At 54.6% G+C, this 25,300-nt stretch carries 25 protein-coding genes; 20 read left to right on the top strand and 5 right to left on the bottom strand.

All coding sequences use genetic code 11. From position 1 onward, the window contains the following. Positions 1–106: 106 nt before the first annotated feature. The 3 genes from D888_RS0111835 to D888_RS0111825 all read right to left on the bottom strand — a co-directional run bounded on the left by D888_RS0111835 (position 107) and on the right by D888_RS0111825 (position 2,166). Positions 107–1,246 carry a porin gene (locus tag D888_RS0111835; protein ID WP_020676772.1) on the bottom strand — a complete coding sequence of 380 codons (1,140 nt, stop codon included), beginning with the start codon at positions 1,244–1,246 and terminating at the stop codon, positions 107–109. A 68-nt stretch (positions 1,247–1,314) separates the two neighbouring features. Further along, positions 1,315–1,842, bottom strand: coding sequence for a hypothetical protein (locus tag D888_RS0111830; protein WP_020676771.1), 528 nt, complete (start codon positions 1,840–1,842; stop codon positions 1,315–1,317). A 51-nt stretch (positions 1,843–1,893) separates the two neighbouring features. Continuing rightward, on the bottom strand, positions 1,894–2,166 hold the full coding sequence (locus D888_RS0111825) for a DUF4242 domain-containing protein (RefSeq protein ID WP_020676770.1): 273 nt from the start codon (positions 2,164–2,166) through the stop codon (positions 1,894–1,896). A 552-nt stretch (positions 2,167–2,718) separates the two neighbouring features. Here D888_RS0111825 and D888_RS0111815 point away from each other — a divergent pair. From D888_RS0111815 to D888_RS0111755, 13 genes are all read left to right on the top strand, one after another. Beyond that, complete coding sequence (locus D888_RS0111815) at positions 2,719–3,879, top strand: iron-containing alcohol dehydrogenase (protein ID WP_020676768.1); 1,161 nt, start codon at positions 2,719–2,721, stop codon at positions 3,877–3,879. After that, a complete protein-coding gene (locus tag D888_RS0111810) occupies positions 3,879–5,105 on the top strand; it encodes a two-component system sensor histidine kinase NtrB (protein ID WP_020676767.1) in 1,227 nt (408 codons plus the stop codon). Before D888_RS0111815 ends, D888_RS0111810 begins: the two co-directional genes overlap by 1 nt. Beyond that, positions 5,102–6,496, top strand: a complete 1,395-nt coding sequence (locus D888_RS0111805; RefSeq protein WP_156827001.1) for a sigma-54-dependent transcriptional regulator — start codon at positions 5,102–5,104, stop codon at positions 6,494–6,496. The genes D888_RS0111810 and D888_RS0111805 overlap by 4 nt, the downstream gene beginning before the upstream one ends. A gap of 157 nt (positions 6,497–6,653) precedes the next feature. Continuing rightward, positions 6,654–7,085 carry an MOSC domain-containing protein gene (locus D888_RS0111800; protein WP_020676765.1) on the top strand — a complete coding sequence of 144 codons (432 nt, stop codon included), beginning with the start codon at positions 6,654–6,656 and terminating at the stop codon, positions 7,083–7,085. Between the two features lie 132 nt (positions 7,086–7,217). Continuing rightward, entirely contained in the window at positions 7,218–8,306 is a 1,089-nt protein-coding gene (locus D888_RS0111795) for a radical SAM/SPASM domain-containing protein (protein WP_020676764.1), read from the top strand. A gap of 444 nt (positions 8,307–8,750) precedes the next feature. Continuing rightward, positions 8,751–9,956, top strand: a complete 1,206-nt coding sequence (locus D888_RS0111790) for an iron-containing alcohol dehydrogenase family protein (protein WP_020676763.1) — start codon at positions 8,751–8,753, stop codon at positions 9,954–9,956. Between the two features lie 130 nt (positions 9,957–10,086). Next, positions 10,087–10,998, top strand: a complete 912-nt coding sequence (locus D888_RS0111785; protein ID WP_020676762.1) for an AAA family ATPase — start codon at positions 10,087–10,089, stop codon at positions 10,996–10,998. A gap of 2 nt (positions 10,999–11,000) precedes the next feature. Then, positions 11,001–12,416 carry a VWA domain-containing protein gene (locus D888_RS0111780; RefSeq protein ID WP_020676761.1) on the top strand — a complete coding sequence of 472 codons (1,416 nt, stop codon included), beginning with the start codon at positions 11,001–11,003 and terminating at the stop codon, positions 12,414–12,416. Positions 12,417–12,442: 26 nt separating this feature from the next. Further along, a complete protein-coding gene (locus D888_RS21515; protein WP_020676760.1) occupies positions 12,443–12,685 on the top strand; it encodes a hypothetical protein in 243 nt (80 codons plus the stop codon). Positions 12,686–12,766: 81 nt separating this feature from the next. Continuing rightward, positions 12,767–13,324, top strand: a complete 558-nt coding sequence (tpx, locus tag D888_RS0111770) for a thiol peroxidase (RefSeq protein WP_020676759.1) — start codon at positions 12,767–12,769, stop codon at positions 13,322–13,324. Positions 13,325–13,429: 105 nt separating this feature from the next. Further along, positions 13,430–14,542, top strand: coding sequence for an NAD(P)-binding domain-containing protein (locus D888_RS0111765; RefSeq protein WP_020676758.1), 1,113 nt, complete (start codon positions 13,430–13,432; stop codon positions 14,540–14,542). 183 nt (positions 14,543–14,725) lie between these two features. Further along, complete coding sequence (locus D888_RS0111760) at positions 14,726–14,962, top strand: hypothetical protein (RefSeq protein WP_020676757.1); 237 nt, start codon at positions 14,726–14,728, stop codon at positions 14,960–14,962. 41 nt (positions 14,963–15,003) lie between these two features. Continuing rightward, positions 15,004–16,944, top strand: coding sequence for a PAS domain-containing sensor histidine kinase (locus tag D888_RS0111755; protein ID WP_020676756.1), 1,941 nt, complete (start codon positions 15,004–15,006; stop codon positions 16,942–16,944). A 173-nt stretch (positions 16,945–17,117) separates the two neighbouring features. Here the strand turns inward: D888_RS0111755 and D888_RS0111745 are convergent, their stop codons facing one another. After that, positions 17,118–18,314 (bottom strand): MFS transporter, encoded by a 1,197-nt coding sequence (locus tag D888_RS0111745; RefSeq protein ID WP_020676754.1) that lies wholly within the window; start codon positions 18,312–18,314, stop codon positions 17,118–17,120. 6 nt (positions 18,315–18,320) lie between these two features. Continuing rightward, on the bottom strand, positions 18,321–18,815 hold the full coding sequence (locus D888_RS0111740) for an NUDIX domain-containing protein (RefSeq protein ID WP_020676753.1): 495 nt from the start codon (positions 18,813–18,815) through the stop codon (positions 18,321–18,323). A 352-nt stretch (positions 18,816–19,167) separates the two neighbouring features. Between D888_RS0111740 and mftA the strand changes: the two genes are divergently transcribed. Genes mftA through D888_RS0111705 form a run of 7 tightly spaced genes read left to right on the top strand, consistent with a single transcriptional unit; the run spans position 19,168 to position 25,168 of the window. Then, positions 19,168–19,287: a variant-type mycofactocin precursor gene (mftA, locus tag D888_RS23675; protein ID WP_020676752.1), complete on the top strand. Its 120-nt coding sequence runs from the start codon at positions 19,168–19,170 to the stop codon at positions 19,285–19,287. A 1-nt stretch (position 19,288) separates the two neighbouring features. Then, complete coding sequence (mftB, locus tag D888_RS0111730; RefSeq protein WP_020676751.1) at positions 19,289–19,546, top strand: mycofactocin biosynthesis chaperone MftB; 258 nt, start codon at positions 19,289–19,291, stop codon at positions 19,544–19,546. Next, positions 19,527–20,570, top strand: coding sequence for a mycofactocin radical SAM maturase (mftC, locus tag D888_RS0111725; protein WP_020676750.1), 1,044 nt, complete (start codon positions 19,527–19,529; stop codon positions 20,568–20,570). The genes mftB and mftC overlap by 20 nt, the downstream gene beginning before the upstream one ends. 32 nt (positions 20,571–20,602) lie before the next feature. Next, on the top strand, positions 20,603–22,564 hold the full coding sequence (locus tag D888_RS0111720) for a mycofactocin system FadH/OYE family oxidoreductase 2 (protein ID WP_020676749.1): 1,962 nt from the start codon (positions 20,603–20,605) through the stop codon (positions 22,562–22,564). Continuing rightward, a complete protein-coding gene (locus D888_RS0111715) occupies positions 22,564–23,592 on the top strand; it encodes an electron transfer flavoprotein subunit alpha/FixB family protein (RefSeq protein WP_020676748.1) in 1,029 nt (342 codons plus the stop codon). The genes D888_RS0111720 and D888_RS0111715 overlap by 1 nt, the downstream gene beginning before the upstream one ends. Beyond that, positions 23,589–24,887, top strand: a complete 1,299-nt coding sequence (locus D888_RS0111710) for an FAD-dependent oxidoreductase (protein ID WP_020676747.1) — start codon at positions 23,589–23,591, stop codon at positions 24,885–24,887. Before D888_RS0111715 ends, D888_RS0111710 begins: the two co-directional genes overlap by 4 nt. After that, a complete protein-coding gene (locus D888_RS0111705) occupies positions 24,884–25,168 on the top strand; it encodes a ferredoxin family protein (protein WP_020676746.1) in 285 nt (94 codons plus the stop codon). The genes D888_RS0111710 and D888_RS0111705 overlap by 4 nt, the downstream gene beginning before the upstream one ends. The last annotated feature ends 132 nt before the right edge of the window (positions 25,169–25,300 follow it).

Raw genomic sequence — 25,300 nt, 5'->3', positions numbered from 1 at the left:
GACATACGGGAGAGAGACCGCATCATCAGCTTGTAAGGAGGAAACCGCCTCCGCAGTGAAATTGTAAGTAGTAAAAGCCTGAATTATGAAAAACTAACCCAGGTGCTTAGAAGGTGACAATTGCACCCAGGGCCAGGGTACTGATTTTCTCATCCGAGCCGAAAGCGGTGTCTGTATATTTCTCCACATTGTACTCAGCCTCGAGAGTGAGGTTGGAATTAAGGCTGTAGAACACAGCGCCAATATAGGCTTTATCTTCAAATTTCGGCGTTGTCCCGATGGCATCGTATGTGGATTTACCGTAAGAACCAGCTACGCGAATTTTGTCGATGGTATAGGAGCCCTGTACCAGATATCCTTTGGTGTCGCGGTTATCAGCACCGTGAAGAGCATTTGCCAGATTCGCGCCAAAGGCACCAATTCCTTTACCGCTGAAGCCTGAAGCCGTAAGGCTGAAACCGGCGACTTTGCCATTGAGGCCATAGCCGATACCGTTTGCGTCATAATTATCAACACCCGGGGTATTGGACTGACTGGATTGGGTCACACCATTAACCCAGGCGCTGACCGCGACCTTGCCAAAGGTTTTGTCGAAGTTGGCTTCGGCTTCAAAACGTGGGGCTTTTTCCTGAACGCTGGTAGCCCCGTTTCTGGCCGGATCGAAAATTCCGACCGCCAGTTTGAAACCTCTCATATCCGGGGTGCGGTAGGTTATCTGAGCAGTCGGGGCAGCATAGGGGTAGCCTGAATTGATATTGCCGAGGGATACGCCTGTGGTGTTAGGACCCGCCAGGTCACCGGTTCTGCCGAAACCTTGCAGGATTTCGTCTTTAAAAATATTGCTGCGACCGAACAGTCCGAAATCTTTTCCCAGCAGGACCTGGCCGAATGGGCCGTCTACCGTAGCGTAAAACTGACGCACATCAATAGCGGTAGCGGTAGCGGCGGAAGAATCACTGTCATTGATGGTAACCCAGAAGGAAGACCGTCCCCCCAGTTTCAAGTTACCTGTCTGCTTACCAAAATTAAAGCCGATGGTGTTGGGCAGGAAACCCATTTTAACGCGAGACTGTGTCAGATCTGCGTTGTTCGACTTACTGTTGGCATAGAAGACGTTAAAATAGCCATCAACGCTGAAGGTCGTTCCGTCGGTGTCGTAGAGGTTGATCGCGGCAGAGGCCGGCAGGCAAAACGCCAGCACAATAAGAGCTGTGAGCGAGGCTTTAAACAGTCGTGGAAATCGCATAAATTTATCCTTCTTTAAAAAGCTGTCAGGAGCGAATACGTCCTGACAGCAGGCAACAGAATTAAATATCAAAAGGGGAGTGTCCCGCTGGCCATTAACATGAACGCGGGGACCAAGAGTCCGATCGGGACCCAGATGATTAATGACCAGGCCAGGAGCGTTGCACTGAGTTTGCCGTAGGCGTTGAGCCAGACTTCGATGGTCAGTACGGTATAGCCGGCGCAGGCGAAGGCGAAGTAATTGCTCTTGCCGATCAAAACCGTACCGTCAGCAGCGGTGCCGCCTGTATAGAACAGAACCATGTAGATTGCCGAAACGATCGCCGCCGCCAGGCTGGCATTTCCGACCGAGCGCAGATCTTCAAGGCCTGCCAGCAGAGCGTAGGCCACCGCGCAGTAAAGCAGACCGTGGGCAAACAACAGTCCGCCGGTAAAGGGATCTTTGAACACGGCCGTCTGGAGGAACGCACCGAGGACCACCGTCAGACCAACAAAGGCGCAGATCGCACCGGTCCCCTTGGCCTCACCCTTGCCGAGGAACAGCAGCCCAACTGAGAGCCACATCGTACTGATTGCTACAAGTATTGCTAAAGTCATTTCTCGTCTCCATTGCGTCTCGCGGCGCAAGATGCAGCCGCGGAGTAAGTATTATTCAGCTGTTGTCGGGTCAATAATCGTCTTGATTGCCGCGATACTGTTGGCCGGGAATCCTCCCTGGCGGGCATGCTCTCTGACCGCTTCTTCGTTGGGCGCAATGTAGACACAGTAGATTTTGTCCGCAGTAACATAGCTCTGGACCCATTGGATTTGTGGACCCATGCTGCCGAGGACACCGCAGGATTTTTGGGAAATTGATTGCAGATCTTCCGCAGACAGATTTCCCGCCTGGGGAATTTCTCGTTCGATGATATATTTTGGCATCAAGCGTCTCCTTTCGATTGAAATTGACTAAATGTTGAGCCTTTCCTGGTGACGGTGAGCCCTACTGCAACCAGGGTGCCAAGCGGTAGAACACCGTTATTTAGCAAGTTCTTCCAGGTTTCGCGCTTTTGTTGTGGGGCCAGGAATCAGGATTATGTGGAGAAATAGGATGGGGACCTCTGCTAAGATTGAGGGATATTCAAGGCGTGGATATCGGGTGTCTGGTCCAGATCAAGGGTCTGCAGGGAGAATGAAAATGGTCCTAACCCACCATTATTACATTGTTATTGTACGCAGGCTGAGAAGGAATGCTGGATATCTGGAGGGAACGCTGCTATGGCGATTCTTACCACTTGGGGCGAGAATCAACACTGTAGAGAATCTCCCGATATCTGCGCTGAAAAAGATGTAAGATTGAATTATAAACAGAACAGTGTTTATTTTTAGGTACAGGAATTGCTAAGAATATTAGTACACGGCTTGCTCTGCAATTTTGCATGAGATGATCTGTTTGGCAGGTATGACGCCTTGCTGAGATGAAAGAAGAGATAAATGGGAAAATATAGCCTGAATCAGCATTGTAAATTTGAGGTTCCAGAAATTATTTTTGGACGCGGTCTGCTGAATCAGGTCGGATCCTGTGCCAAACGGCTGGGTGGAAAAAAAGTTTTTCTGGTCAGTGATGAAGGCCTGGTGCGGGCCGGCTGGGTCGATCGGGTAATGAAAAGCCTGCAGGATGCCGGTTTGGATTTCGTGTTGTTTGACCAGATCACATCAAACCCGAAAGACTATGAGATCGAGGCAGGGTTTCATGAATATATGGCCCATGGGGCTGACGTTATCGTCGGTCTTGGTGGCGGGAGCGCCATGGACGCGGCCAAGGGGATTGCCATCCTCGGCTCCAATGGCGGCAGGATTCAGGATTACCGGGGCGTTGATCAGATCCATCGTCCCTTACCACCGCTGGTGCTCTGCCCGACGACCTGTGGTACCGGTTCTGATGTCTCACAATTTGCGGTCATCAATGACAGCTATGAAAAATGTAAGCTCACCATTATGAGTCGTTGCGTCGCCCCCGATATCAGCCTGACTGATCCTGACACCCTGGCAACCCTGTCCGATGAATATCTCAGCAGCAGCGCCGTTGACGCACTCTCCCATGCTGTCGAAGCCTACTTTTCGGTCGCTTCCTCGAGCTTGACCGATGTTAATGCGACCCAGGCCCTGAGTCTGCTGGCAAAAAGTTTTTCCCGGGCAGTCAGGGAGCGGCGCAACGATGATCTTGAAGATCTGTCGCGGGCCAGTTTACATGCCGGGATGGCCTTTTCAAATGCGCTGCTGGGGATCAGTCATGCCCTGGCTCATCCCATCGGTGGTTTATACGATTCCAATCACGGCCATGTAAATGCCGTTCTGTTGCCCGAAGTCCTGCGTTATGATTTTCCCGTTGTGAAGCAAAAGCTTTCGGGATTTGCAGCCGCTCTAGGGCACAACCCCGTCGGAAACGAGGGGTTTGCCGAGGAGATGGCGCTGGAGACGGTAGACCGTCTGCTCGATGATGGCAAGGCACCGCGCGGACTCAGGAATCTGGGTGTTCGCGAAGAAGATCTCCCAGGCCTGGCTGCGCGCGCTCTTGATGATGTCTGTCTGCTCACCTCACCCAGGCAGACAGACCAGGAAGATCTGCTCGGTATTTTGAAACGATCATACTGATGAAAGAGATTAGGCAGACTCACGTTGATGAACAATTTCTCGACACCCTGCTCGGTATCGAGAGTTCCAAAATCGGCTTTTACGGTGAAGTGAAGCAGAAGATCCAGGAACTAGAAGCCGCGAATCTGGGGCTGCGGGTCAAGAAGACTGAATTACAGGCGGTTTTTGATGCCATCAGTGATGGCGTCGTCATCTATGACCGCAAGGGGATGGTCCAGCATCGCAATCATGTCTGTCCGAAACTCTTTCCCAGGGAGACGTTGATGGGCAAGAGCTGCCAGGCCCTGTTTCATCCGGAGCAGGAGCTGGCACCAGCAAGTTGCCCGGTTGAGAAGGCACTGCAGGGCGAAAGTTCGCAGCTCTCCTTTTCGACCACGCACCAAAGTGGGGGGCGCAATCAATTTTATGATGTGATCGCAACTCCCATTCCGACTCCGCTGCAGGATGCAGTCAGCGGCAACCGGGCCCTGGTCTTTATCCGCAATGTGACCGAGCGGCGTACCCGTGAGCTGCAGCTGCTGCAGGCCGAAAAGATGTCGAGCATCGGCGTATTGGCTGCGGGAGTGGCTCACGAGATAAACAACCCCATGACCTCGGTTGCCGGCTATGCCGAAGCGTTGCAGCGACGTTTTCGAGAAGACGCTACTTTAGCAGGTGATCTTCGCCTGCTTGATTTCCCCAAATACCTTGAGGTTATCGTACGCGAAGTCTATCGCTGCAAAGGGATCATCGAAAGCCTCTTAAGCTTCAGCCGCAAGTCAGACGGCGTGTTCGGCCTGGTCGATCTCAACCAGATTATCGGGGAGGTCCTGGAACTCGTGAGCCACAAGGGGTTGGATGATCAGATTTTGCTGCGCGAAGATCTGTCCGTTCCCCTGCCTCTGGTTCAGGGAGATGCCAGTGCATTGCAGCAGGTCTTTCTGAATCTGATTTTGAATGCACTTCAGGCTATCGAAGTTAAAGGCGTCGTGACAATCCTGACCCGGGTTGATGAGGGTCAGGTCGTTGCCAGGGTGATCGACACCGGGGTTGGTATTGCTCCGGAGGTGCTGGATCAGATCTGGAACCCCTTTTTTACCACCAAAGTGGTTGGCAAGGGGCAGGGGCTGGGACTGGCCGTCACCTATGATATTATTGAAAAACATAAAGGAGAGATAGAGGTGCATAGCAACTTCGGGCAGGGGACAGAATTTATCGTGCGGCTTCCGATCTGTCAGGACATATGATGGAAAACAAAACCAAGGTCCTTATTGTCGAAGATGAGACCCCTCTGCGTGAGCTGCTGGGGGCCGAACTCGCACGCAGCGGATATCTGGTGCAGGTGGCCGCCAATGGTCGCGAAGGCCTGAATAAATACTGCGAAGAGTGCTTCAGCGTCGTTCTGCTCGATGTCAAAATGCCTGAAATGAACGGGGTTGAAGTTCTTGAGCGCATGAGAGAACATTCCAGCATCCCAGAAATTATCATGTTTACCGGGCAGGGTGATATTGAAACGGCGGTTAAGTGTATCAAGCTGGGTGCATATGACTATTTGACCAAGCCGGTCAAGCTCGATGAGCTTGACATGGTGATCGGCAAGGCGAACGAAAAAAACCGCCTACGCCGCGAAAATATTAATCTGCGCCTCGAGATCAGTAAGCTTGAAAACCATCAGGTGATCAGTCGCAGTGAGTCGATGCGCAAGGTTATGGAGACGGTCAAACGCTGGGGCGCGACCGATGAGCACGTTCTTATTTACGGTGAAAGTGGCACAGGTAAAGAGTTGATCGCCAGGGCTGTTCACGATACCAGCCCACGCAAGGACAAGTCCTTTGTCACCGTCAACTGCGGACGCCTCGACGCCAACACCGCCGAGAGTGAACTGTTTGGACACATGCAGGGCGCTTTTACCGGAGCGAGTAAGGCGCGTGCCGGGCTGTTTGAACTCGCCGATAATGGTACCCTGTTTATGGATGAGGTTTCGGAGATGTCCCTCGAAGTGCAGGTCAAGTTGTTGCGTATTCTCGAAACGGGGACCTTCCGCCGCCTGGGAGGGGGGCGCGATATCAGCGTCGACGTCCGTTTTGTCTTCGCGTCGAATAAGGTTCTCCAGGTCTGCGTCGATCGTGGTGAATTTCGTGAAGACTTTTATCATCGCATCAATCTGTTACCGATCCTGTTGCCACCGTTGCGCGAGCGACCCGAGGACATCCTGCCGCTGACGATGCACTTTCTGCGCGATAGTCCAGAGCGTAGTGGCGCACCCTTCGAAATTACCGATGAGGCGTTAAAGGCTCTGACCAGTTATCATTGGCCGGGCAACGTGCGCGAGCTGAAAAACACCATCCGCCGTGCCTGTATCCTGACCACCGAAAACCTCATCACTTCGGACTTGCTCCCCTTTGCACCACCCCGATTGCCGCCGTTAAGCAAGGGGACAGAAAGTTCTCTTCCCGCCACTGCGCCCCTCTGGGAGGTTGAGCGCGCGCATATCTGCAAGGTGCTGGAGTCCGTTGAGGGGAACAAGAGTCATGCGGCCAGAGTTCTTGAGATCGATCGCAAAACTCTCTATACCAAGCTCGACCGCTACGGTTTCGAGGATGACGGCCGGCCAGGACTTGCTCATCCCGCAGATTGACAACGGCATGCCCGAAAGCGCTGAAGGTACACTGAAACATGCTGAAATTCTGAATTATGTGCAACTCTGCCAACTGGCTTCATGCTGTAATCGTCGGGGATGAGAGGGTCCGATCTTTTGTGGTTGAGAGCGGCGCGGTTTCTGAGGGAGAACTTAAATGAGTGCGAAAGTCGTTGCGGTCAATATCAGTAAAAATAAAGGGGAACAGAAAATCCCCGTTCCATCCGTTCAATTGCTGGAGAATCACGGCATTGTCGGCGATGCGCACGCCGGTGACTGGCATCGTCAGTTGAGTCTGCTGGCCGAGGAGAGTATCGACAAGATGCGCCGACTCGGTCTGGAACTTGATTCTGGAGCTTTTGCCGAGAATATCACTACCCGTGGTGTCAACCTGGTGGCTCTGCCGATCGGCAGCCAGTTTACCCTGGGCGATGCCCTGCTGGAAGTGACCCAGATCGGCAAGGAATGTCATAGCCACTGTGCCATTTATCACCAGGCTGGCGATTGTGTGATGCCGAAGGAGGGGATCTTCGCCAGAGTTCTGCGTGGTGGAGAGGTGATGGCAGGGTCGAAGCTTGATCTTCTTTAACGCAGAGGGAGTGGTGCAAAAATCCTCATTGTAGAGATATTCTACATACTCAATCCTTGTCTCGAACGTTTTTTAGCGGATACGGGCCAAAATCTCTACAGGCTATGAGCGATCAGCCATTCTTGGTGAGTTATGGACCTGAGCACAACAGTTGATCAACTGAAGCACGCAGGACTCTCCCTTCCAGAAACCCTGACTCTGGCCATTACCTCGGCCTGCAACCTGAGCTGCGCACATTGCTGGGTTGAGGCCGGAGAATCTCAGCCGCCACCAGTTCCAGGTGTGGTGCTGCGTTCCCTGTTGCGTGATTTCTCGCGCCTTGGGGGCAGCGGCCTGCGCCTGACCGGCGGAGAACCTCTTCTGCATCCGGATTGGCTCGATCTGCTCGGCTATGCCGCAGAACTTGGTCTGAGCCGATTAATCCTCCAGAGCAATGGCATACTGTTCCGCGCTCAAGATGTGACCGCCCTGAAACGCCTCGACCTGAAACATCTTCAGATTCAGATCAGTCTCGATGGTGTGAATGCGACGACCCATGATCTGGTCCGCGGCACTGGGGCTTACGCCCGGACCATGCGGGGGATTGAACTGCTGTGTGCTCAGGGCCTGGGAGAAAACATCGCCCTCTTCTTTACCGAAATGCGTCATAACCTGCACGAACTTCCCGAGTTGTTTCTCGTGGCTGACCGTCTGGGGGTTGGCTCACTCAGCAGCGGTACCCTGGTCCGCTGTGGCCGGGCACGTGATGATGAGGTCATTGCTCCACCCGATCCCGAACAGTATCTCCCCCTGGTTGAAAAATACGCCGAGGATTCTGAGTTTCAGCAACTCTATGCCAGACTCGGACGTGTCGCGGCGCTGGAATGGAGCCATTGTGAATCCTCACAAAGGGGCTGTACCTTTATAAAAAATCCCTACCTGACTGCGACTGGCGTTCTCTACCCCTGTCTGATGTGCCATGCCGAGGAGTATTCGGTCTTAGGTCTTTTCGAAAAGGGGCTTGATCTAGCGTTGAGAGAGGGAGCTCCTCTTTGGTCCAGGCTCCAGCAGCTCAGTCAGGGCCGCGCAACGGCCCTCCCTGCCTGTCAAAACTGTAGTCTGAGACAGAGCTGTGCGGCAGGTTGCATGGGGCGAGCCTGGGGAAGCTTTGGCGCCTTTCTGGCAACAGATGATCGCTGCCAGCAACGGCAGGCCGTTATGAGCTGGAAAGAAAAATCCTGATTTTTTTGATTTATTTTAGGCTAAACCTTCCTTCCTGCACTCTGAATTGGTTGTATTTCCGAGGTAAAACTCCCCAGTGTGGATATTCTCCCTAGTGCTGGAAGCGGGAGGTCTCGGTCGTTGTTGGCAAAAAGTGTTTCTTTCCTCCCCATCTCGCCCCGCGCTCTTTACATGTTTCGCTCAAAAACCCCTCTAGATCACTGATATAGAACAATGTTTTCGCTTGGCACTCTGCTTGCTATATCGACATGCAGGTTGTTGATGAGCCTTGGTGACACAGTGTTCAGCTCAATCAGAGATTTTTGCAGTATCAGGTAGAACGAGGTTATTGCGTTGTTGCCCAGCTCATATGCAACTCATGACCAACTCGCACGTCAATCTAACGCGTACTCTGATCGGACCTGATTGTCCTGAAAGAGTACAAACCAACAGGAGGAAGTATCCATGTCCCACAATAAAGACCTTAAACGTACCCTCAAGAATGAAAGACTCGAGTATCCCATCAAGATGATGCACGCCTATCCTTCAGTCAACGTTGGCTGGGGCGCACATACCATGGTCGGCAATGATGCCAAGGCCCTTGGCATGACCAACGCGCTGATCGTTACCACCGGTCTGCGTGGCACCGGCATTGTCGAGACCATCCAGGGTGTGTTGAAGTCCGCTGGCGTCAACTCTGAAGTATTCTCCGGCGTGACCCCGAACCCTAAAGACCATGAAGTTATGGCTGGTGCCAAGGTTCTGGCTTCGGGTAAATTTAACGGCCTGATCAGCCTCGGTGGCGGCAGCTCGCACGACGCATGTAAGGCAATCAAACTGGTTCACAGCCATGACGGCCAGGATGTCCGCACCTTCGAGGGCGCCTTTAAAGCGACCAAGGCCAACACCATCCCGCAGCTCGCGATCAACACCACCTCGGGTACCGGTTCGGAAGTCTCCTGTTTTTCGATCATCAACCACACCGACAAAAAGTACAAAATGGCACTGTTTGATCCCAACTGTACCCCGAGCAAGTCGGTCAACGATCCGTTGATTCATCAGTGTATGCCTGGCGACCTCGCCGCTTATACCGGTATGGATGCCCTGGCTCACGGCGTTGAAGCTATCACCTCCCGTCTGGGTGTGGTCTCTGCTTATGGTCCGGGTCTCAGCGCAATTTCGTTGATCTTCGGCAACCTGCGTCAATCCTCAATGAACCGTAACAATGACAAAGCCGTCGAAGCGATGGTCTGGGCCGAAATGGCCGCCGCCTACAGCTTCAACAGCGCCGGTCTCGGCCTGATCCACAGTATGGCTCACGCCCTGGGCGGTATGTACGACGCACCGCACGGTCTGTGTAACGCCATTGGTCTTGGTCCGGTTATGTCTTTCAACCTGCCTGCTTGCCCGGAGCGCTTCAAGATGATGGCCCAAGCTGCCGGAATCGACACCGGCGGCATGTCCGACATGCAAGCCGGCCATGCGTTCATCGACGCTTGCCTCGAACTGAAAGCCGACCTCGGCATCACCAAAACCTTCAGCGACCTCGGTCTGCTCGAGAAAGATATCGAAGGGCTGTCACGCTTCTCGGTCAATGATATCTGCACCGAAGGCAACCCGACCGATACCGGTCTGCAGGACATGATCGGCATCTTCAAGCAGTGCATGTAGTCTTGATCTGAAGCAATGACTGCCGTTGGCCCCACAATGAAAACTCTCTCTTTCTTGTGGAGGCCAACGGCTTTTTTCTTGAAGTTTTCAGCTCTCAAATCGAAAATCCCAACAAGACTACGAGGTCGGCATGGTTAGTACGATTACCCAAGAAACGATTTCAGATCTACTCAAGGCCAACGGTTACATTGCCGATGACGCGATCGCTACCGCTGTTTTTCTTGCCCTGCGTATGGAGAAACCGATCCTGATCGAAGGACCTCCCGGCGTCGGAAAGACAGGTCTGGCTAAAGCTCTTTCTGTGGCCCTGGATTTTCCGCAAGTGCGCCTGCAGTGCTATGAGGGGATTGATGAGGGTAAAGCGCTCTATGACTGGGAGTATGGTAAGCAGCTCCTATACACGCAGTTACTGCGGACTCAGCTGGATAATTATCTTTCCGTATCCGCTGATTTAAAAGAGGCCGTCCAGCGACTCTCGTCAGAAGAGAGTTTATTCTTTTCTGAAAATTTTCTGGTACAGAGGCCAATCTTACGGAGCTTCATGTCCGAAAAGCGCTCATTGCTTCTAATTGATGAAATTGACCGGTCAGACGATGAATTCGAAGCTCTGTTGCTGGAATGTCTCAGTGATTTCCAAGTCTCAATCCCTGAATTGGGAGTCATCGAGGCAAAACGCAAGCCGTTGGTCATTTTGACGAGTAACGGCACACGCATGATTTCCGATGCGCTGCGCCGCCGCTGTCTGTATCTGTATATTGGCTATCCAGAACTGGAACGAGAAGTCGCCATTGTTCGCGCCAAGTTCCCCGATATCTGCGAAACGCTCGCGCGCCAGATGATCGTCTTTCTGAACAAGGCCCGTGAGCTGAATTTACGTAAACCACCCAGTGTTTCCGAGGCCCTGGACTGGGCTCAGGTTCTTTCCATAATGAGGGCCAAACAACTGACTCCCGAGGTCGTTGCAGGCACCGTTGGTGTGATCGCCAAACACCAGTCAGACTTGCAGAAAGTTACGGAGTTGGCGACCCAGGAATTAGGCTAGGCATGGAACGGATTGTTACCAGTTTCGTCGCCGCTCTACGTGAACATGGGCTCCGGGTATCGCCGGGAGAAAGCATTGACGCCGTACATGCCCTTGGCGTTTGTGGTGTAAAAAGCCGAAAGGTTTCCCGCCAGCTTCTGCGTCTTACGCTCGTTAAAAATGTTAATGATATCAAGACATTCAATGAAGTTTTTAATATTTTTTTCAGCCGTTACCAGTTTGTCGGACCTGACGAGGATCTCTCTGCCCTGATGGATGTTGCCATCACCGAGATGGATGGTGAATTTACCTACCTCAATGTGGTGAAAGATGACCACGATGACGAACCCGGCCCTCTGATCAAGATTGACAGTGAGATTAGCCCGGAGGATCTCGCCGAGCTAAAAAGCCTTAACGAGATTGATCCCGACGACACAGATGGCACCGAACTCCAGATCCAGATGAAAGGGTATCGCGGCAAAGCCCAGAAACCACCGCGGCCGAGTCGGCGCTATGGTCAGAATCCGATGCTGATCTCTTTAGGGCAGAATACGGTCCCGGAGCAGCGGATTACCTTTACGCCTGAAGAACAGGCAGCCATGCAGGAAGTCGTGTCAAAGATGATGCTGCGTCTGCGCAAAGATATGAAGCGCATGAAGAACAATCAGAATCGCGGCAAACTGCATGTCATCAGAACAATTCAAAAAAATTACCGCCACGACATGGTCCCATTTCAGGTGGTAATGCGCCGCAAACGGCGCGAAAAACCACGACTGGTCGTTCTCTGTGATGTCAGCTTTTCTGTCAGTCATGCATCGCGTTTTATGCTGTTGCTCCTGCATACCCTGCACAACCAGCTGCTGGATGTGCGCAGCTTTATCTATAATCGCGATGTCACTGAGATCACCGAAATGCTGGCAAATATGCCGGTAAATGATCTGATGGAAACCATCGATACCGGCGATCTGATTGATCTTGATGAGAACAGCAGCTTCGGGCAGGTCTTTTTAAAATTCAAAAAGAATTATCTGGAAAATCTGCGCGGCCGACCGGCATTCATTTTCCTCGGCGACGGACGCAATAATTATGATGAGCCTAACGACTGGGTGCTCGACGAGATTCGTGAGAAATCGCGTTATATGCTGTGGCTGACTCCGGAAGAACGCGACACCTGGAGCCGAGGCGACTGCATGATGGACGTCTACGGCTCTTATTGTGACAAGGTCGAAGTTGTAAAAACCGTCGAAGATCTCAGCCTGGTGGTCGAAGACCTGCTGCGTGATATCTATGCCGACACAGCCCACCCCATCGACCGTAAGCTGCTGCGCGAAGCCAGGGCGGCCAAAGACGCCAGCAATAATTCCAGCGATTATTATCACCGTGGCACCAGCGAACGTAGCGAACCGGAGTTTGATCCGAGCGGGCGAAGCAGCTGGTAAAATTATTACGCACAAGGGAAAAGACAATGAGTTGTGACAGTAAAGATCATACCAAGCACATGTGTGCCTTGAAGGCTCAGGGCCTTGACGAATGTATCCAGCTTTTGTCCGATAAGCCGGTTGTCGAATGCAAACATTGCGGGGCCATGGCGAACAGCATCAAGAACATCTGTGCCGCACATTTAGGCACAACCGCACCAAATATCGAAGGAGGGCACGGCGTTGTCAGCCTTGACGAAATCGGTAAACCCCACGCGGGCCAGAAATAATAAGTATTCCCGGATCAAACTGCGGGGGGGGGGGCGGGGACGATAGAACCAAGAACCATCGCGACAAAAAGGAGGACACTTATGCAAGAAAGAACAGGTGTGACGCGCTTTAAGAATAATCCTGTGACCTTGCTCGGTTCCGAATTGAAAGTCGGTGATCAGGCGCCTGATTTTCAGGTGGTCGATTCGGCGCTCAACCCGGTGACGCTTGCCGACTTTAAGGGAAAAACTAAAATTTTCTGTTGCGTCCCTTCGCTTGACACGCCGGTCTGCGACAGTGAAACCCGGCGCTTCAATCAGGAGGCCGCCCAGCTTTCCGCTGATATCGTCATCCTGACCATCAGCCTGGATCTGCCCTTTGCGCAAAAGCGCTGGTGTGCTGCCGCCGGTATCGAACGGGTCACAGTGCTGTCCGATTATCAGGAGCATAGTTTTGGTAGTGCTTACGGAGTTGTGATCAAGGAGCTGAAGTTGTTGTCGCGCGCGATCTTTATTGTGAATGCGGCAGACAAGCTGACTTATATCCAGCATGTCCCGGAAATCACTAATGAACCGGACTACGCCGCGGTCCTTGCAACGGTTAAACAAGAGATCCCCACCAAAGAAATTCCGGGTGACGGGGTCTGCGGCGGTTATTGAAAATCTGAGGGGGATGGTGAACCGGGATTACGGTTGAAGGGGAACAGCGAAAAATTTCCGTCAGCCCGTTTCGGTCAAGGCGAAAATATCTCCTCAGGAGTCTCTATGCCGCAACAGAGTTATGACGTTTTGATTATTGGGGCAGGTCCTGCTGGCATAGCCGCGGCCTACCGCTGTCATCAGCATGGGTTGAGTTATCTGGTGATTGAGTCGGGTACCCGGGTTTTTCAGGGGATTGCCAATACCTATCCCGCCGGCAAGGATGTTTACGCTTCGCGCCCCAAGGACAGTGAAGAGCCTTTTCTGATCGAGGAGCTCCGTCCGCCGGATAAACCGGTCACGGTGGAGAAATATCTCCAGTATGTCGAACACTTCGTCGAGCATGCCCAGCTGAACATTCAGTTCGAGTCACTGTTCGAGGATGCCGTGGATGAAAAGGACGGCTTTCTGGTTTCGACCTCCCAAGGGGCACTGCATGCCCGGCGTATCGTCCTCTCCTTCGGTAGCAGTATCCCAAAGGAATTGACAGTCTATGGCGACGCCAGGATGGTGGCCAAGACCCTTGGCGATCCACAAAAATATGTCGGCATGCGCACCCTGGTAATCGGCGGCGGCAATTCAGCGGCCGACGTTATCAGTTCGATTTTATGCGCTAAACGCCAGGCGAATGACGATCAACCAGTTTACTGGGCACATATCGCCGAAACCTTTGATGTCAACAAGAATACAGCTCAGCGCCTCGGTGAAGAGATTTTGCTTGGTGGCCATATCCGCCTGCTGCCGGGGGCGCAACCGCGGATCGGTGAAGTCGACAAGCATGGTGTCGACCGGCTGGTGATCCGCACCAGCGAGGTGCGCGAGTCCGATGGCATCGAGATTTACAATGCCCTCAGCTTTCCGATGAAAAATGTGCTCGCCTGCATCGGCTCTCAAGGCCCGTTGCCGATCTTTGACAAGCTGGGTTTGCAATCCATCGCCTGTGCCGAAGGGGTTTGCCATGTCGCCAAGGAAGGGGATCGCCTGCTGCTCTTGACGGCTGACTTTGAGTCGACACGCAAGGGGATTTACGTCATCGGTGGGGGAATTTCTCCGTCCTACATGCGGATCAGCGCCGGCAGTATTCAGGAGCACAAACATCCGAACCTGATTCATACTGCCATCAACGATGCCTATCGGGTGATTGAGACTATCCAGATGAAAAAGGGGTCTGCAACTTAAATCGACGGGGCTGGCGGGCGGTACGGAAAAGTAAAAGCCATGATCATTTTACCTGTCAATCAGTACCTGGATCGGTCCTGATCGGGATTTCCCCGGCAGGTGGCACGGCCGTTCAGTATGAGAGAGGTGTCATTATGAGTCGCGTTCGGGGTGCTTGCCCAGCTCGTACTGGAAGGACGCCCGTTGTGTGATATTCGCGAGGTTCAGGCTTTCTGTTACTTGGTCGGGCTACCGATCTGCCTCGCCGAATTGAACCTGAGCAACCCGACGGCAGCAGAGATCAGGCTGGTAGCAGAAAACGCGGTAGTCGCCGGGGAGACGATCCACGCGACCTGGTTTCCGGTGACAGCTGAAATGGTCGAGGCCGCCATCTGGGCAGCTGATGCACTGGGGGTAGATTACATAGCGCAACAGAAGTGATAGCTTCTACTGGCATGCCAGTCGTAGTCAAAGGCAAACCCATGGAGATTCAAGAGGATGTTTCGGTGAAGACTCAACGCAAAAAACCAGCCGAACAGATCGCGTTGGAGTTAAAAGTCGCAGAACTGAGCCGTGCCCTCGAGGAGATCGAGGCTTCGCGCAACAGCTACGCCTTCCTCTATGATTTCGCCCCGGTCGGTTATTTCACCTTCGATCGTGCCGGCGGCATTCGGGCCGCCAACCAGACTGGCGCGGCGCTATTGGGGCTCAAGTGCGGCGAATTGATCGGTCAGAAGTTTGAACATTTCGTGGATTATGAGGATTGCCTCGTCTTTGCCGATTTTATCGAAACAGTTTTTATCAGCCAAAAAAAAGAGACCTGCCGGTTGCAACTGGCACAAGAAGGTCCTCTCCCTTTGTCGGTGCGAATTGAAGCGTTGGTCACTGAATCCGGTACGGAGTGCCTTGCCGTACTCGTCGATATCAGTGAAAAGAAACGCGCCGAGCAGGCGTTGTCACAGAGCGAATACAATCTGGCAAAAGCCCAGGCCATGACCCATGTCGGGTCCTGGAGCTTCGACCCCGCGACCAGCGAGGTACGTGCCTCCGCGGAGCTGCTGCGTATTATGCGTCTGCGCCCGGAGGAAACCACTGATGAAGCTTTCTCTCGCGTGGTCCATCCTGATGACCGTGACAACGTCCTCGAACATTTGCGCAGGGGGGCTGAGTTCGGCAAAAATTATGAGATCGAACATCGCCTGCAATTTGATGACGGTACTCTGCGCTGGGTCTATACGATTGTTGAGGCTTCGGTCAACAGCGCCGGCAAGGTTGTCAAACTTTATGGCACAACCCAGGATATCACCCCGCGCAAACAGGCCGAATCAGAACTGCGCAACAAAACCAACGAGCTTCAGGCCATCTTTGATTCGATCGGTGATGGTATAGCGGTTTATGACCACACCGGGATGATTCAGCACCACAACCTTATCAGCCCCCAGCTCTTTCCACAGGAGATCCTGCCAGGAAAATTTTGCGCCGAGGTCTTTCACCCCGATAAAAACCATATGCCGCAGCTCTGTCCGGTTGAATTAGCACTTAAGGGGGAGAGGGTTGACAGCTGCCTGGCCCTGGAGCGTGAAGGACAGGAGACCCGCCAACTGGAGATCACAGCCACACCGATCAAGGACGCCCAGGGTGAACATAACCGTGCCCTGGTTTTTTTTCGCGATGTCACCGCAAAGCGTCAGCAGGAGCTGCATCTGATCCAGACAGAAAAGATGTCGAGTATCGGGGTCTTAGCCACGGGCATCGCCCACGAAATCAATAATCCCCTGACCTCGGTCGCAGGTTTCGCCGAAGCCCTGCAGCGGCGATTTCGCGAGGAACCGAAGTTGAAAGAGGATCTGCGCCTGAGTGACTTTCCGCGTTATCTCGAGGTCATCGTTCGCGAATCCTATCGCTGCAAAGGGATCATCGATCATCTGCTCAGCTTCGGACGCAAGTCGGACGGAGGCCCGGTCAAGGTCGAGATAAATATTGTTCTTGAGGAGATCCTCGAGCTACTCAAGTATCTTCCTGGCTATCAGAAAATTCAGGTGATCACCAGAATGAGTCCCGACCTCCCTCCGGTGCTTGGCGACCCCTCCGGCCTGCGTCAGGTTTTTATGAACCTGCTGGTCAACGCCTATCATGCCATTGATGGTCCCGGGCTGGTCGAGGTCACCACTGAACCTCGTGATAATGAGATGATCGCAGTCCTGGTCCGTGATACCGGTTGCGGTATGGCGCCGAACATCCTTGAACGGATCTGGGAACCCTTCTTCACCACCAAAGAAGTGGGTAAGGGGGTCGGGCTCGGTCTGGCCCTGACCTACAATATCGTCAAGCGCTACGGAGGGGAAATCCGGCTTGAAAGCAAGCTGGGGGAAGGGTCGCAGTTTACGGTGCTGTTGCCGGTCTGGCAGGGAGACAGGGGCTAAGGGTCTGGTTCGTTCGCGTGAACATCAACCATGTTGACCCAAAAGGTGCCGCCGTCGAGAGGGCTTTCGACCCGCAGATTTTGTCTGGCTCAGCCCGGCCCGGTCAGGGCGAGGATCAATTTGCGTCAGCCGACAAAACAGCCTGATCCAAACCTGTGCACGCGGTGGCCGATTCATTCTTTATATATCGGCATATTTTTTTTAAGTTGTCTGAGAAACAACCAGACGACCGGCGGTAATACCAGCACAAACGCGACGCAGAGCACCAGGAAGGTGCGCTGCACACCGACCCTGTCGGCGAGCATGCCGATCAGCGGTCCGGTGCAGACGAAGCTGAGGCGGAAGCAGAGCGACTGCAGTGAGAGGATGCCGGCACGGTTGGCGGAGGGGATCTGCTGCTGGGCGTGACTGAGCAGCATCGGACCGCGCAGGCCGCGCATGCTGGTCAAAAGATAATAGAACAGAAAGCTGAAGAGACCTCCAGTCAGACCCAGACCCAGGTAGCCAACGACGATCATCAGTACGAAGACCACGACCATGGAACGATCACCGAGGCGCAGCTGACTGCGCCGGCTGATCAGGGCGAACAGGGCGACGCTCAGGTTGGCGCCGGCCCAGATCGGACCGAACCAGGCCAAGGGTACAGCGTTGTCCTGCATATAGGGCTGGATCAGCCAGATCGGATAATAAGAAGCGAGTCCCAGCACCAGGTTCAAGAGGATAAGGTAACGCAGGCGTTTGTTGTCAAACAGCGCATAGCGCGTCGACTGCCAGGCCTCGGACAAATGACTGACCGTGGCTTTTATCTGACGCGGTGGCTCGACCAGGCTGCGGGTCACCAGCAGCACCAGCACCCAGACACCAACCTGGATAAAAAAGGGGAGGAGAGGCGCGGCTGCGTAGAGCAGACCGGCGAAGATTGCCCCACATGATTCACCGATCTGGCCGAGACCGGTCATCCGCCCCTGGTGGTGGGCGTACTGTTCTTCTGCGCCGCTCTTCTTGAGAGTCTCAAACAAAAGTGCGCTGTCGGAACCGCTGATAAACGAAATCGAGAAGCCGAGGATAATCTCGGCGGCCAACACTCCGGCGAAAGAGCTGGCGACGGCGTAAAGTCCCCAGCCGACAATCCCGAGCAGCGCCGCCAGGTTAAGCGCGGCGCGGTAACCGATCCGGTCGCTCAGGTAGCCGGAGGGGTATTCCATTACCAGCATCGCTACGGAAAAAATCCCCTGCAGGAGTAGAATCTGGGTGAGGCTGAGGCCGATCTGATCCTTCCAGAACAGGGTGATGATCGCCATCGGGAAGAGGCTCATCTGTAAAAAGGAGAAAAGATAGAGCTTCCTGACGTTGGAGTTGAGGTTCGACATGCTGTTTTATCTCGCTCCGGTTGCTGCGAAGAATTTCTGCATGGCGACGGTGTGCATCGAAAAGCCCAACTCGATCGGTCTTTCAATCAGCACGACTTCCTGCGTTTCATCTGAACTGAACGGTTTGAGCTGTTCAAGGGGTTGCGGCGGTGCCAGGCCGAAGATCACCAGGGTCTGATCCAGGCCGTTCTGTACATCATAAAGTTTGATCTCCTCCGCCCCGATAGCGATCCCCGTCTCTTCCTCCAGTTCGCGACAGGCGCCCTGTTGCCAGGTTTCACCGAGATCGAGATAACCGCCGGGGAAGGTCAGGGTCCCTTTCTGCGGTTCAATGTTGCGCCGGATAACGACAAGGCCATTCCCCATGGGCAGCAGCATAACCACGACCGGCAGCGGGTTCAGGTAACTGGTGTTGCCGCAGGCCAGGCAGCGGCGCGGCCAAGGGGCCTTTGCCACATATTTCTGCCCGCAATAGGAACAGTGCGAATTTATCCTGGGCATTGAAATCCTCCCTTTCGGGCCGGCCACTGGTGCCGAGAAAAATAATTTTAAGTTTTTTATGTCCCTGCGTGGGGAAAATCAACCCAAAAAGAACCAGAGTTCTATTCACGCGTGGGGATTAAATGTTCACTGGGGAGAAAGGCCACAGCTTTCTTTGCGCCCACTGGTGCTGATAACCGCCCTTCTGTCCAATTCCTCCACACATGTCCAGATCTGCTGAAACCACAGGGCGGTTTAAAGCCCCGGAATCCGGCCTTAAACCATCGTTCTGTTGTGGCACCGCCGTTGCAATAAGTTTCGGTAAGAGCGCAACAGTGGTTGCGTATAGATAACATCACAAAGGAGAAAAAAGATGGAAAAGAAATTTGAGAATGAAGTTGTAGAGACCGAAAACTGTAACGAGGAGCCGCAGATTCTGGAAGAGATCCAGGTTGAAGAGCTCGCCATCGACGGTATCTGCGGGGTTTACTGAGATGGCTGCGGCAGGCATCAAGCTGCATCCCGCCTGCCGCGTGCGGCAAGAGGGGTTCGGCCTCCTGTTTTACGATTCGCGGGGGCCGCGCCTTCTCTTTGCTGCGACCGGCAAGCTTTTGGCCCCGGATTTTTTTGAGACCGAGCGGCGCAAGGATGAGCTTCCGGCAGGACTGAACGCACAGCAGCAGAGCGTGCTGCAAAACTTTATTACCAAATTACTCGAAAGGGGGTTTCTCCGTGAGCAACCAGTATGTTGAAAAGGGCCTGCGCTCGCCGGTCAACCTTACCTGGGAAGTAACTCTGGCTTGCAATCTGCGCTGTCGGCACTGCCTGTCATCTTCGGCCGAACCGGCCGAAGGTGAACTCTCTACTGAAGAGGCGCTGGCCCTGGTTGAGCAGCTGCACGGCGAAGGGGTCTTCCAGATCAACTTCGGCGGCGGCGAACCTTTTATGCGGCCTGATTTTTTACATATTCTGGATGCCTGTCACGAGCTCGGGATCATGACCTGTATTTCGACGAACGGTACCCTGATCACGCCGGAACTGGTTGAGCGTCTTTCGCGCAATCGACTGGTGGCGATCCAGGTCAGCCTCGACGGCGCCCAGCAGAGCACCTGTGAGGCAATCCGCGGCAAAGGGACTTTTAATATTGCCCTCAAAGCTTTGGAGCTGTTGGCTAAATCTGAAATCCCGACCAGTATAAATACCGTTTTGACTAGAGAAAATGCCGACGAAATTCAAGCTCTGCAAGATCTGGCCGGCCGCATCGGCGTGACCCTGCGCATCAGCCGCTTTCGCCCCTCGGGACGTGGCGCCGACAACTGGCAGGAGTTGCGCCCGACCCCGACTCAGCTGCTGGCCTTTTCCGCCTGGCTGGCCAAAAACCAGAACGTGCGCACCGGCGACAGTTTCTTCTCGCTGACCTCTCAGGAGCGTCAGGGCCTGGGGCTCAACCTGTGTGGTGCGGCTAAGCTCACCTGTTGCGTCAGCCCGACCGGCATGGTTTACCCCTGTGCTTTTCTGCAGAGTGACCGCTTCGAAGCCGGGAATCTTCGTAAAAACAGTTTTAAAGAGATCTGGGATAACTCGGAAATCTTCGCTTCATTCCGCGGGCTGCGTATCCATTCCTGCGAAGACTGTCAGCGCTTCGACCAATGCCATGGTGGCTGTCCGGCGGTGGCCTATCATTTAAAAGACGATATCGAGGGAGGCGACCCGGAGTGTCTGGAGCGTTGCGTGACCTCGATTGCTGATGCCAAAGCCGATGTGAGTGCCGCCTGAGTCCGGCGGAATCTAGCAGGAGACCATAAATCATGATGTTCCAAAATCTTTTCTCGCCCCAGAAGCTCGGCAAAGTAACCGTGAAGAACCGGATCTCTTTTCAGCCGCATCTGACCAATTTTGCCGAAAACTGCCTGCCAAGTGAACGCCACATGTACTACTGGGGTGAGCGGGCCAAGGGTGGGGCGGGCCTGATAACCACCGAAGAGATGAGTGTCCATCCGACCGACACCGCTTACGAAAAGCTGGTTGAGGCCTTCCACCCCGAGGTCATCCCCGGGTTTCGGAAGATCACCGATTACGTGCATCAGTACGACACCAAGATGTTCTGTCAGCTGAATCACAATGGGCAGCAGTGCGACGGCAGCATCTCGCGGTTGCCGGTCTGGGCGCCCTCGCCGGTACCGGATATCCTGTTCCGCGAAACGCCCAAGGCGATGGAGATTGAGGATATTGAAGAGGTCTGCCGCTACTTCGCCATCAGCGCCGAGCATGTGCGTCAGGGTGGCTTCGACGGCGTCGAGCTGCAGTTCGGTCACTCGAGCCTGGCGCGTCAGTTCCTTTCACCCTTGACCAATCACCGCCAGGACGAATTCGGCGGCAGCCTGGAAAACCGCATGCGGGCGCCTTTGATGTTTATCGCCGCGGTGCGCAAGGCGGTCGGCAACGACTTTACCCTCGGCATCCGCATGTGCGCCGACGAGATGATCCCAGGCGGGCTCGACCTGGCTCAGGTGCAGGAGATCTGCGGCCTGTTCGAAGTGAGTGGCCTGATCGATTTCGTCGACCTCTCCATCGCGACCTTCTACAACCTTTATCTGGTTGAAGGTTCGATGCACACCCCGCTCGGTTATACCATCCCGCTCGCCGCCGGCATCCGTGAAAAGATCAATCTGCCAGTCTTCTGCACGGGCCGTATCAATGATCCGACCATGGCTGAAAAGGTTTTGGCCGCCGGGCAGGCCGACATGATCGGCATGTGTCGCGCCCTGATCTGCGACCCCTACTTGCCGAAGAAGGCCGAAGAGGGTCGTCTTGAGGATATCCGTTCCTGTATTGCCTGCAACCAGGGCTGTATCGGGCGGATGGGCGTTAACCGCTCTCTCGGTTGCGTGCAGAACCCGGCGGTCGGGCTTGAAAAGAAATGGGGAGAGGGGACCCTGAAGCTGGCGCCGCTCAAGAAGAAGGTCATGGTCATCGGCGGCGGTCCTGGCGGCATGTGGGCAGCTAAAATGGCCGGTCGCCGCGGGCACGACGTCACCCTTTTCGATCGCGGCGAAACCCTCGGTGGTCAGGTTCTGACCGCGATGAAGGGTGCCGGACGCGACGAGTTCGGCGTAATTATCCGTAACGAAAAAGAACAGGTTGACAAGGCCGGGGTCAAGGTTGAACTCGGGGTTGAGGTCACAGCTGAAGCGGTGCTCAACTCCGGTGCCGACGCGGTGATCATTGCCACTGGGAGTAAACCCAAGCAGTATCCGGTCGGCGGTTGTGATGGCCCTGGTGTGTGCAATGTCTGGCAGGTCCTCAATCAGGAAGTCGAAGTCGGGCAGAAGGTCTGTCTCATCGATTACGATGGTCATCATCGCGCTACCGCCACGGCTGAATATCTCGCAGATCAGGGCAAAACAGTCCACATTATCTGTTCCAGCCTCTTCATCGGCGCCGAACTCGGACCGACCCAGGATCTCTACCTGACTCGCCAGCGCCTGCTGCAAAAAGGTGTCAGCTTCACCCCGGATATCGCGGTGATGGAGGTTTCTGGCGAGATCGGCAATAAAACCATCAAGGGCTTCAACGTCTACAACAACGTCTGGGACGAATGGAGCGGTTACGACACCCTGGTGCTGGCCATGGGGCAGGCGGCGGACGAGGATCTCTATTTCGCCCTCAAGGGGAAGGTCAAGGAACTCCACCGCATCGGCGATTGCGTTGCCCCGCGCAAGGTCGACATGGCGATCTGGGAAGGACATGAAGTAGGGAGGACCATCTGATGTCAACCGCGAAGCTTCAACATGCCGGGCAGCAGGTTAAAATCCTGGTTTTTGTCGACCTGCCACAGGGGGAACTGGACGATTTTGGCAAAGGGATTCTGTCGGAGGCCTCACGTCTGGCCAGGACGCTGGCCGCTGACTGGTCGGTGCTCTCATTTGCCGGTGCGCCCGAAGATGTGCTGCAAGCCATGGCTCCTTACGGCGTCGACAAGCTGACCCTGATCGACGGGCCGGAAGGCGCGGAAGATTCCCTTGAACTGCAGGGGAGATTGATCGCCGCCGCGGCTCGGGCGCAGGGCGCGGCGCTGCTGTTGCTGCCGCATAACGACCTGGGCGGCGCCCTGGCACCGCTGTTGGCGGCCGAACTCGATGCCGCCCTACTGACTGAAACGATCGCCACTCGTGTGGATGGCAACCAGCTGGTTTTGAGCCGGCGGATTTTAGGGCAGCAGATCGCCGAATCAAAAACTTGGGACGGCAGCGGCAGGCTGGTTTTGACCGTGCACCCGCGCGTGCTGAGCAGCGTGGTCTTGCCGAGTATGCAAACGGGTAAGATGAAAACCGAGCTCTGGCAACCGGCAGTAAATTTGGAGACCGGGGGTACGCGGATCATTGAACGTATCCCGGCCGATCCGCTGACGGTCGATGTCTCGGAAGCGCAGGTCATGGTCAGCGCCGGACTTGGCTGCAACCCGAAGAGTTTCGCCCAGGTCGAAGAGTTGACCCGTCTGCTGAATGCCTCCCTCGGGGTGACAAGGCCCGCCTATGATCTCGGCTACACCGGTTTTGAACGGATGGTCGGTCAGACCGGCAAGACCGTGGCGCCGCGTTTCTACCTGGCGCTGGGGATCTCCGGCTCGATGCATCATCTCGGCGGGATCAAGGATTCCAGGCGGGTGGTGGCGGTCAATATCGACGCCAAGGCGCCGATTGTTCCCAATTCCGATGAAACCTTTGTCGCCGATCTGCGTGAAGTGCTGCCGCTGTTGATCGAGCGGCTCAAGACTGCAACAGGAGAAGCCGCATGAAACGCACCTTCGACGCCATCGTGGTCGGAGCCGGCCCGGCCGGTTCTGCGGCGGCACTGACCATGGCTCGGGCGGGGCTCGACGTTGCCCTCCTCGAGCGTGGCGAGTTTCCAGGTGAAAAGAATATGTTTGGTGGTGTGTTGCATCGCCTGACTGCGCTTGAGGAACTGTTCCCCGATTTCTGGAACCAGGCTCCGCTGGAGCGACATATCGTCAAGAAGTCGCTGACGTTCATGACTGGCGAAGCGAGTTTTAATGTCAACTTTGATACCGAGGCCTCTGATCGTACTCCCTACAACGGTTATACCGTCATGCGTCCGAAATTTGACCGCTGGCTGGCCGAAGAAGCGGTTAAGGCCGGGGCCAAACTCTACAACCGCACCACGGTTGACGATGTCATCAAAGAGAATGGTCAGGTCGTCGGGGTTACCCTGCTGCGCGACGGCAGCGAGCTCCGGGCACCGGTGGTGATTGCCGCCGACGGTGTGCTCTCGTTTATCGCCAAGAAGGCTGGGCTGCGGCAGGGGAAGTTCAACCCCTCGCACCTGGCGGTCGGGGTCAAGGCCCTGATCGATATGCCGAAAGAGGTGATTGATGATCGTTTCGGGCTGGTCCGTGATCAGGGTGCATCCAGTGAAATCGTCGGTTGCACCTCGGGGGTGCGTGGCGGCGGCTTTTTGTACACCAACTATGACTCTCTCTCGCTAGGTCTGGTGCTGCACCTCTCCAGCCTCACCCAGGGGAAGAAGACCCCTTATGAGCTGTTGAATGAGTTTATGCAGCAGCCGCAGATGGCCAAACAGCTGCGTGGTGGGAAACTGCTCGAATATTCGGCCCATCTGGTCCCCGAGGGCGGATTCGAAATGATTCCGCAGATTGAGGCGGACGGCATTCTGGTTGCCGGTGATGCCGCGGCGATGTGTATCGTTACCGGTCTTAATCTCGAGGGGATCAATCTCGCGACCCAGTCTGGCGTGATTGCAGGTAAGACAGTAATCAAGGCACATCGCGAACAAAACTTCACCCGTTTTGTGTTGCGCGATTATCGAACCATGTTGGCCGATAGCTATGTCATCAAGGACCTCAAGCTCTACCGCCGGACGCCGAAGATGCTCCACAATGATCGGATCTACAGTCAATACCCCGATCTGGTCTGCAGCATGATGGATCAGATCTATCGCATTGATGGCCAACCGAAAGAGTCGATGACTAAAATGCTGCTGCGACTCGCCAGCAAAAAGGTCGGGCTGAAAAATCTGCTGGCCGATGTCTACAGCGGATGGAGAGCACTATGAATATCAATCTTGATGAAATTTTCGACATGACGAGCTTCAACGTCGACCGCGAACCGCATATCATCCTCGATTCCGATATCTGTCAAAAATGCGATAACCGGGCCTGCGTCGTCGGTTGTCCGGCTCGCTGTTACAGCTGGGATGAAGAAACGCAGAAGATGACCTTTGTGCATGACGGCTGTCTGGAGTGCGGCACCTGTTATGTTGTCTGCCGCAAGGACGCCTTCACCCGCTGGCGTTACCCACGTGGTGGCTTTGGTGTCTCTTACCGCATGACCTGAGGGACTGGCTCCCGCAGGGTGCCTGTCCCCGTGAGGTGTGAGGTGCGGCGGCTTTGACGTCTCTTACCGCATGACCTGAGGGACTGGCTCCCGCAGGGTGCCTGTCCCCATGATACAGTTTGTCCTGATGTT

This window comes from Geopsychrobacter electrodiphilus DSM 16401, from assembly GCF_000384395.1.
GTDB lineage: Bacteria > Desulfobacterota > Desulfuromonadia > Desulfuromonadales > Geopsychrobacteraceae > Geopsychrobacter > Geopsychrobacter electrodiphilus.
The sequence above is the reverse complement of the archived record's forward strand: the minus strand, read 5'-3'. Positions and strand labels throughout refer to the sequence as shown.

What these genes read in the sequence shown, in the direction of transcription:
- D888_RS0111710 (WP_020676747.1), top strand. Translation starts at nt 23,589, where the DNA reads ATGAAACGCACCTTCGACGCCATCGTGGTCGGAGCCGGCCCGGCCGGT.
- D888_RS0111790 (WP_020676763.1), top strand. Translation starts at nt 8,751, where the DNA reads ATGTCCCACAATAAAGACCTTAAACGTACCCTCAAGAATGAAAGACTC.
- D888_RS0111755 (WP_020676756.1), top strand. Translation starts at nt 15,004, where the DNA reads ATGGAGATTCAAGAGGATGTTTCGGTGAAGACTCAACGCAAAAAACCA.
- D888_RS0111795 (WP_020676764.1), top strand. Translation starts at nt 7,218, where the DNA reads ATGGACCTGAGCACAACAGTTGATCAACTGAAGCACGCAGGACTCTCC.
- D888_RS0111800 (WP_020676765.1), top strand. Translation starts at nt 6,654, where the DNA reads ATGAGTGCGAAAGTCGTTGCGGTCAATATCAGTAAAAATAAAGGGGAA.
- tpx (WP_020676759.1), top strand. Translation starts at nt 12,767, where the DNA reads ATGCAAGAAAGAACAGGTGTGACGCGCTTTAAGAATAATCCTGTGACC.
- D888_RS0111815 (WP_020676768.1), top strand. Translation starts at nt 2,719, where the DNA reads ATGGGAAAATATAGCCTGAATCAGCATTGTAAATTTGAGGTTCCAGAA.
- D888_RS0111780 (WP_020676761.1), top strand. Translation starts at nt 11,001, where the DNA reads ATGGAACGGATTGTTACCAGTTTCGTCGCCGCTCTACGTGAACATGGG.
- D888_RS0111720 (WP_020676749.1), top strand. Translation starts at nt 20,603, where the DNA reads ATGATGTTCCAAAATCTTTTCTCGCCCCAGAAGCTCGGCAAAGTAACC.
- D888_RS0111715 (WP_020676748.1), top strand. Translation starts at nt 22,564, where the DNA reads ATGTCAACCGCGAAGCTTCAACATGCCGGGCAGCAGGTTAAAATCCTG.
- D888_RS0111765 (WP_020676758.1), top strand. Translation starts at nt 13,430, where the DNA reads ATGCCGCAACAGAGTTATGACGTTTTGATTATTGGGGCAGGTCCTGCT.
- D888_RS0111810 (WP_020676767.1), top strand. Translation starts at nt 3,879, where the DNA reads ATGAAAGAGATTAGGCAGACTCACGTTGATGAACAATTTCTCGACACC.
- mftA (WP_020676752.1), top strand. Translation starts at nt 19,168, where the DNA reads ATGGAAAAGAAATTTGAGAATGAAGTTGTAGAGACCGAAAACTGTAAC.
- D888_RS0111830 (WP_020676771.1), bottom strand. Translation starts at nt 1,842, where the DNA reads ATGACTTTAGCAATACTTGTAGCAATCAGTACGATGTGGCTCTCAGTT.
- D888_RS21515 (WP_020676760.1), top strand. Translation starts at nt 12,443, where the DNA reads ATGAGTTGTGACAGTAAAGATCATACCAAGCACATGTGTGCCTTGAAG.
- D888_RS0111835 (WP_020676772.1), bottom strand. Translation starts at nt 1,246, where the DNA reads ATGCGATTTCCACGACTGTTTAAAGCCTCGCTCACAGCTCTTATTGTG.
- D888_RS0111825 (WP_020676770.1), bottom strand. Translation starts at nt 2,166, where the DNA reads ATGCCAAAATATATCATCGAACGAGAAATTCCCCAGGCGGGAAATCTG.
- D888_RS0111785 (WP_020676762.1), top strand. Translation starts at nt 10,087, where the DNA reads ATGGTTAGTACGATTACCCAAGAAACGATTTCAGATCTACTCAAGGCC.
- D888_RS0111805 (WP_156827001.1), top strand. Translation starts at nt 5,102, where the DNA reads ATGATGGAAAACAAAACCAAGGTCCTTATTGTCGAAGATGAGACCCCT.
- D888_RS0111740 (WP_020676753.1), bottom strand. Translation starts at nt 18,815, where the DNA reads ATGCCCAGGATAAATTCGCACTGTTCCTATTGCGGGCAGAAATATGTG.
- D888_RS0111705 (WP_020676746.1), top strand. Translation starts at nt 24,884, where the DNA reads ATGAATATCAATCTTGATGAAATTTTCGACATGACGAGCTTCAACGTC.
- mftB (WP_020676751.1), top strand. Translation starts at nt 19,289, where the DNA reads ATGGCTGCGGCAGGCATCAAGCTGCATCCCGCCTGCCGCGTGCGGCAA.
- D888_RS0111745 (WP_020676754.1), bottom strand. Translation starts at nt 18,314, where the DNA reads ATGTCGAACCTCAACTCCAACGTCAGGAAGCTCTATCTTTTCTCCTTT.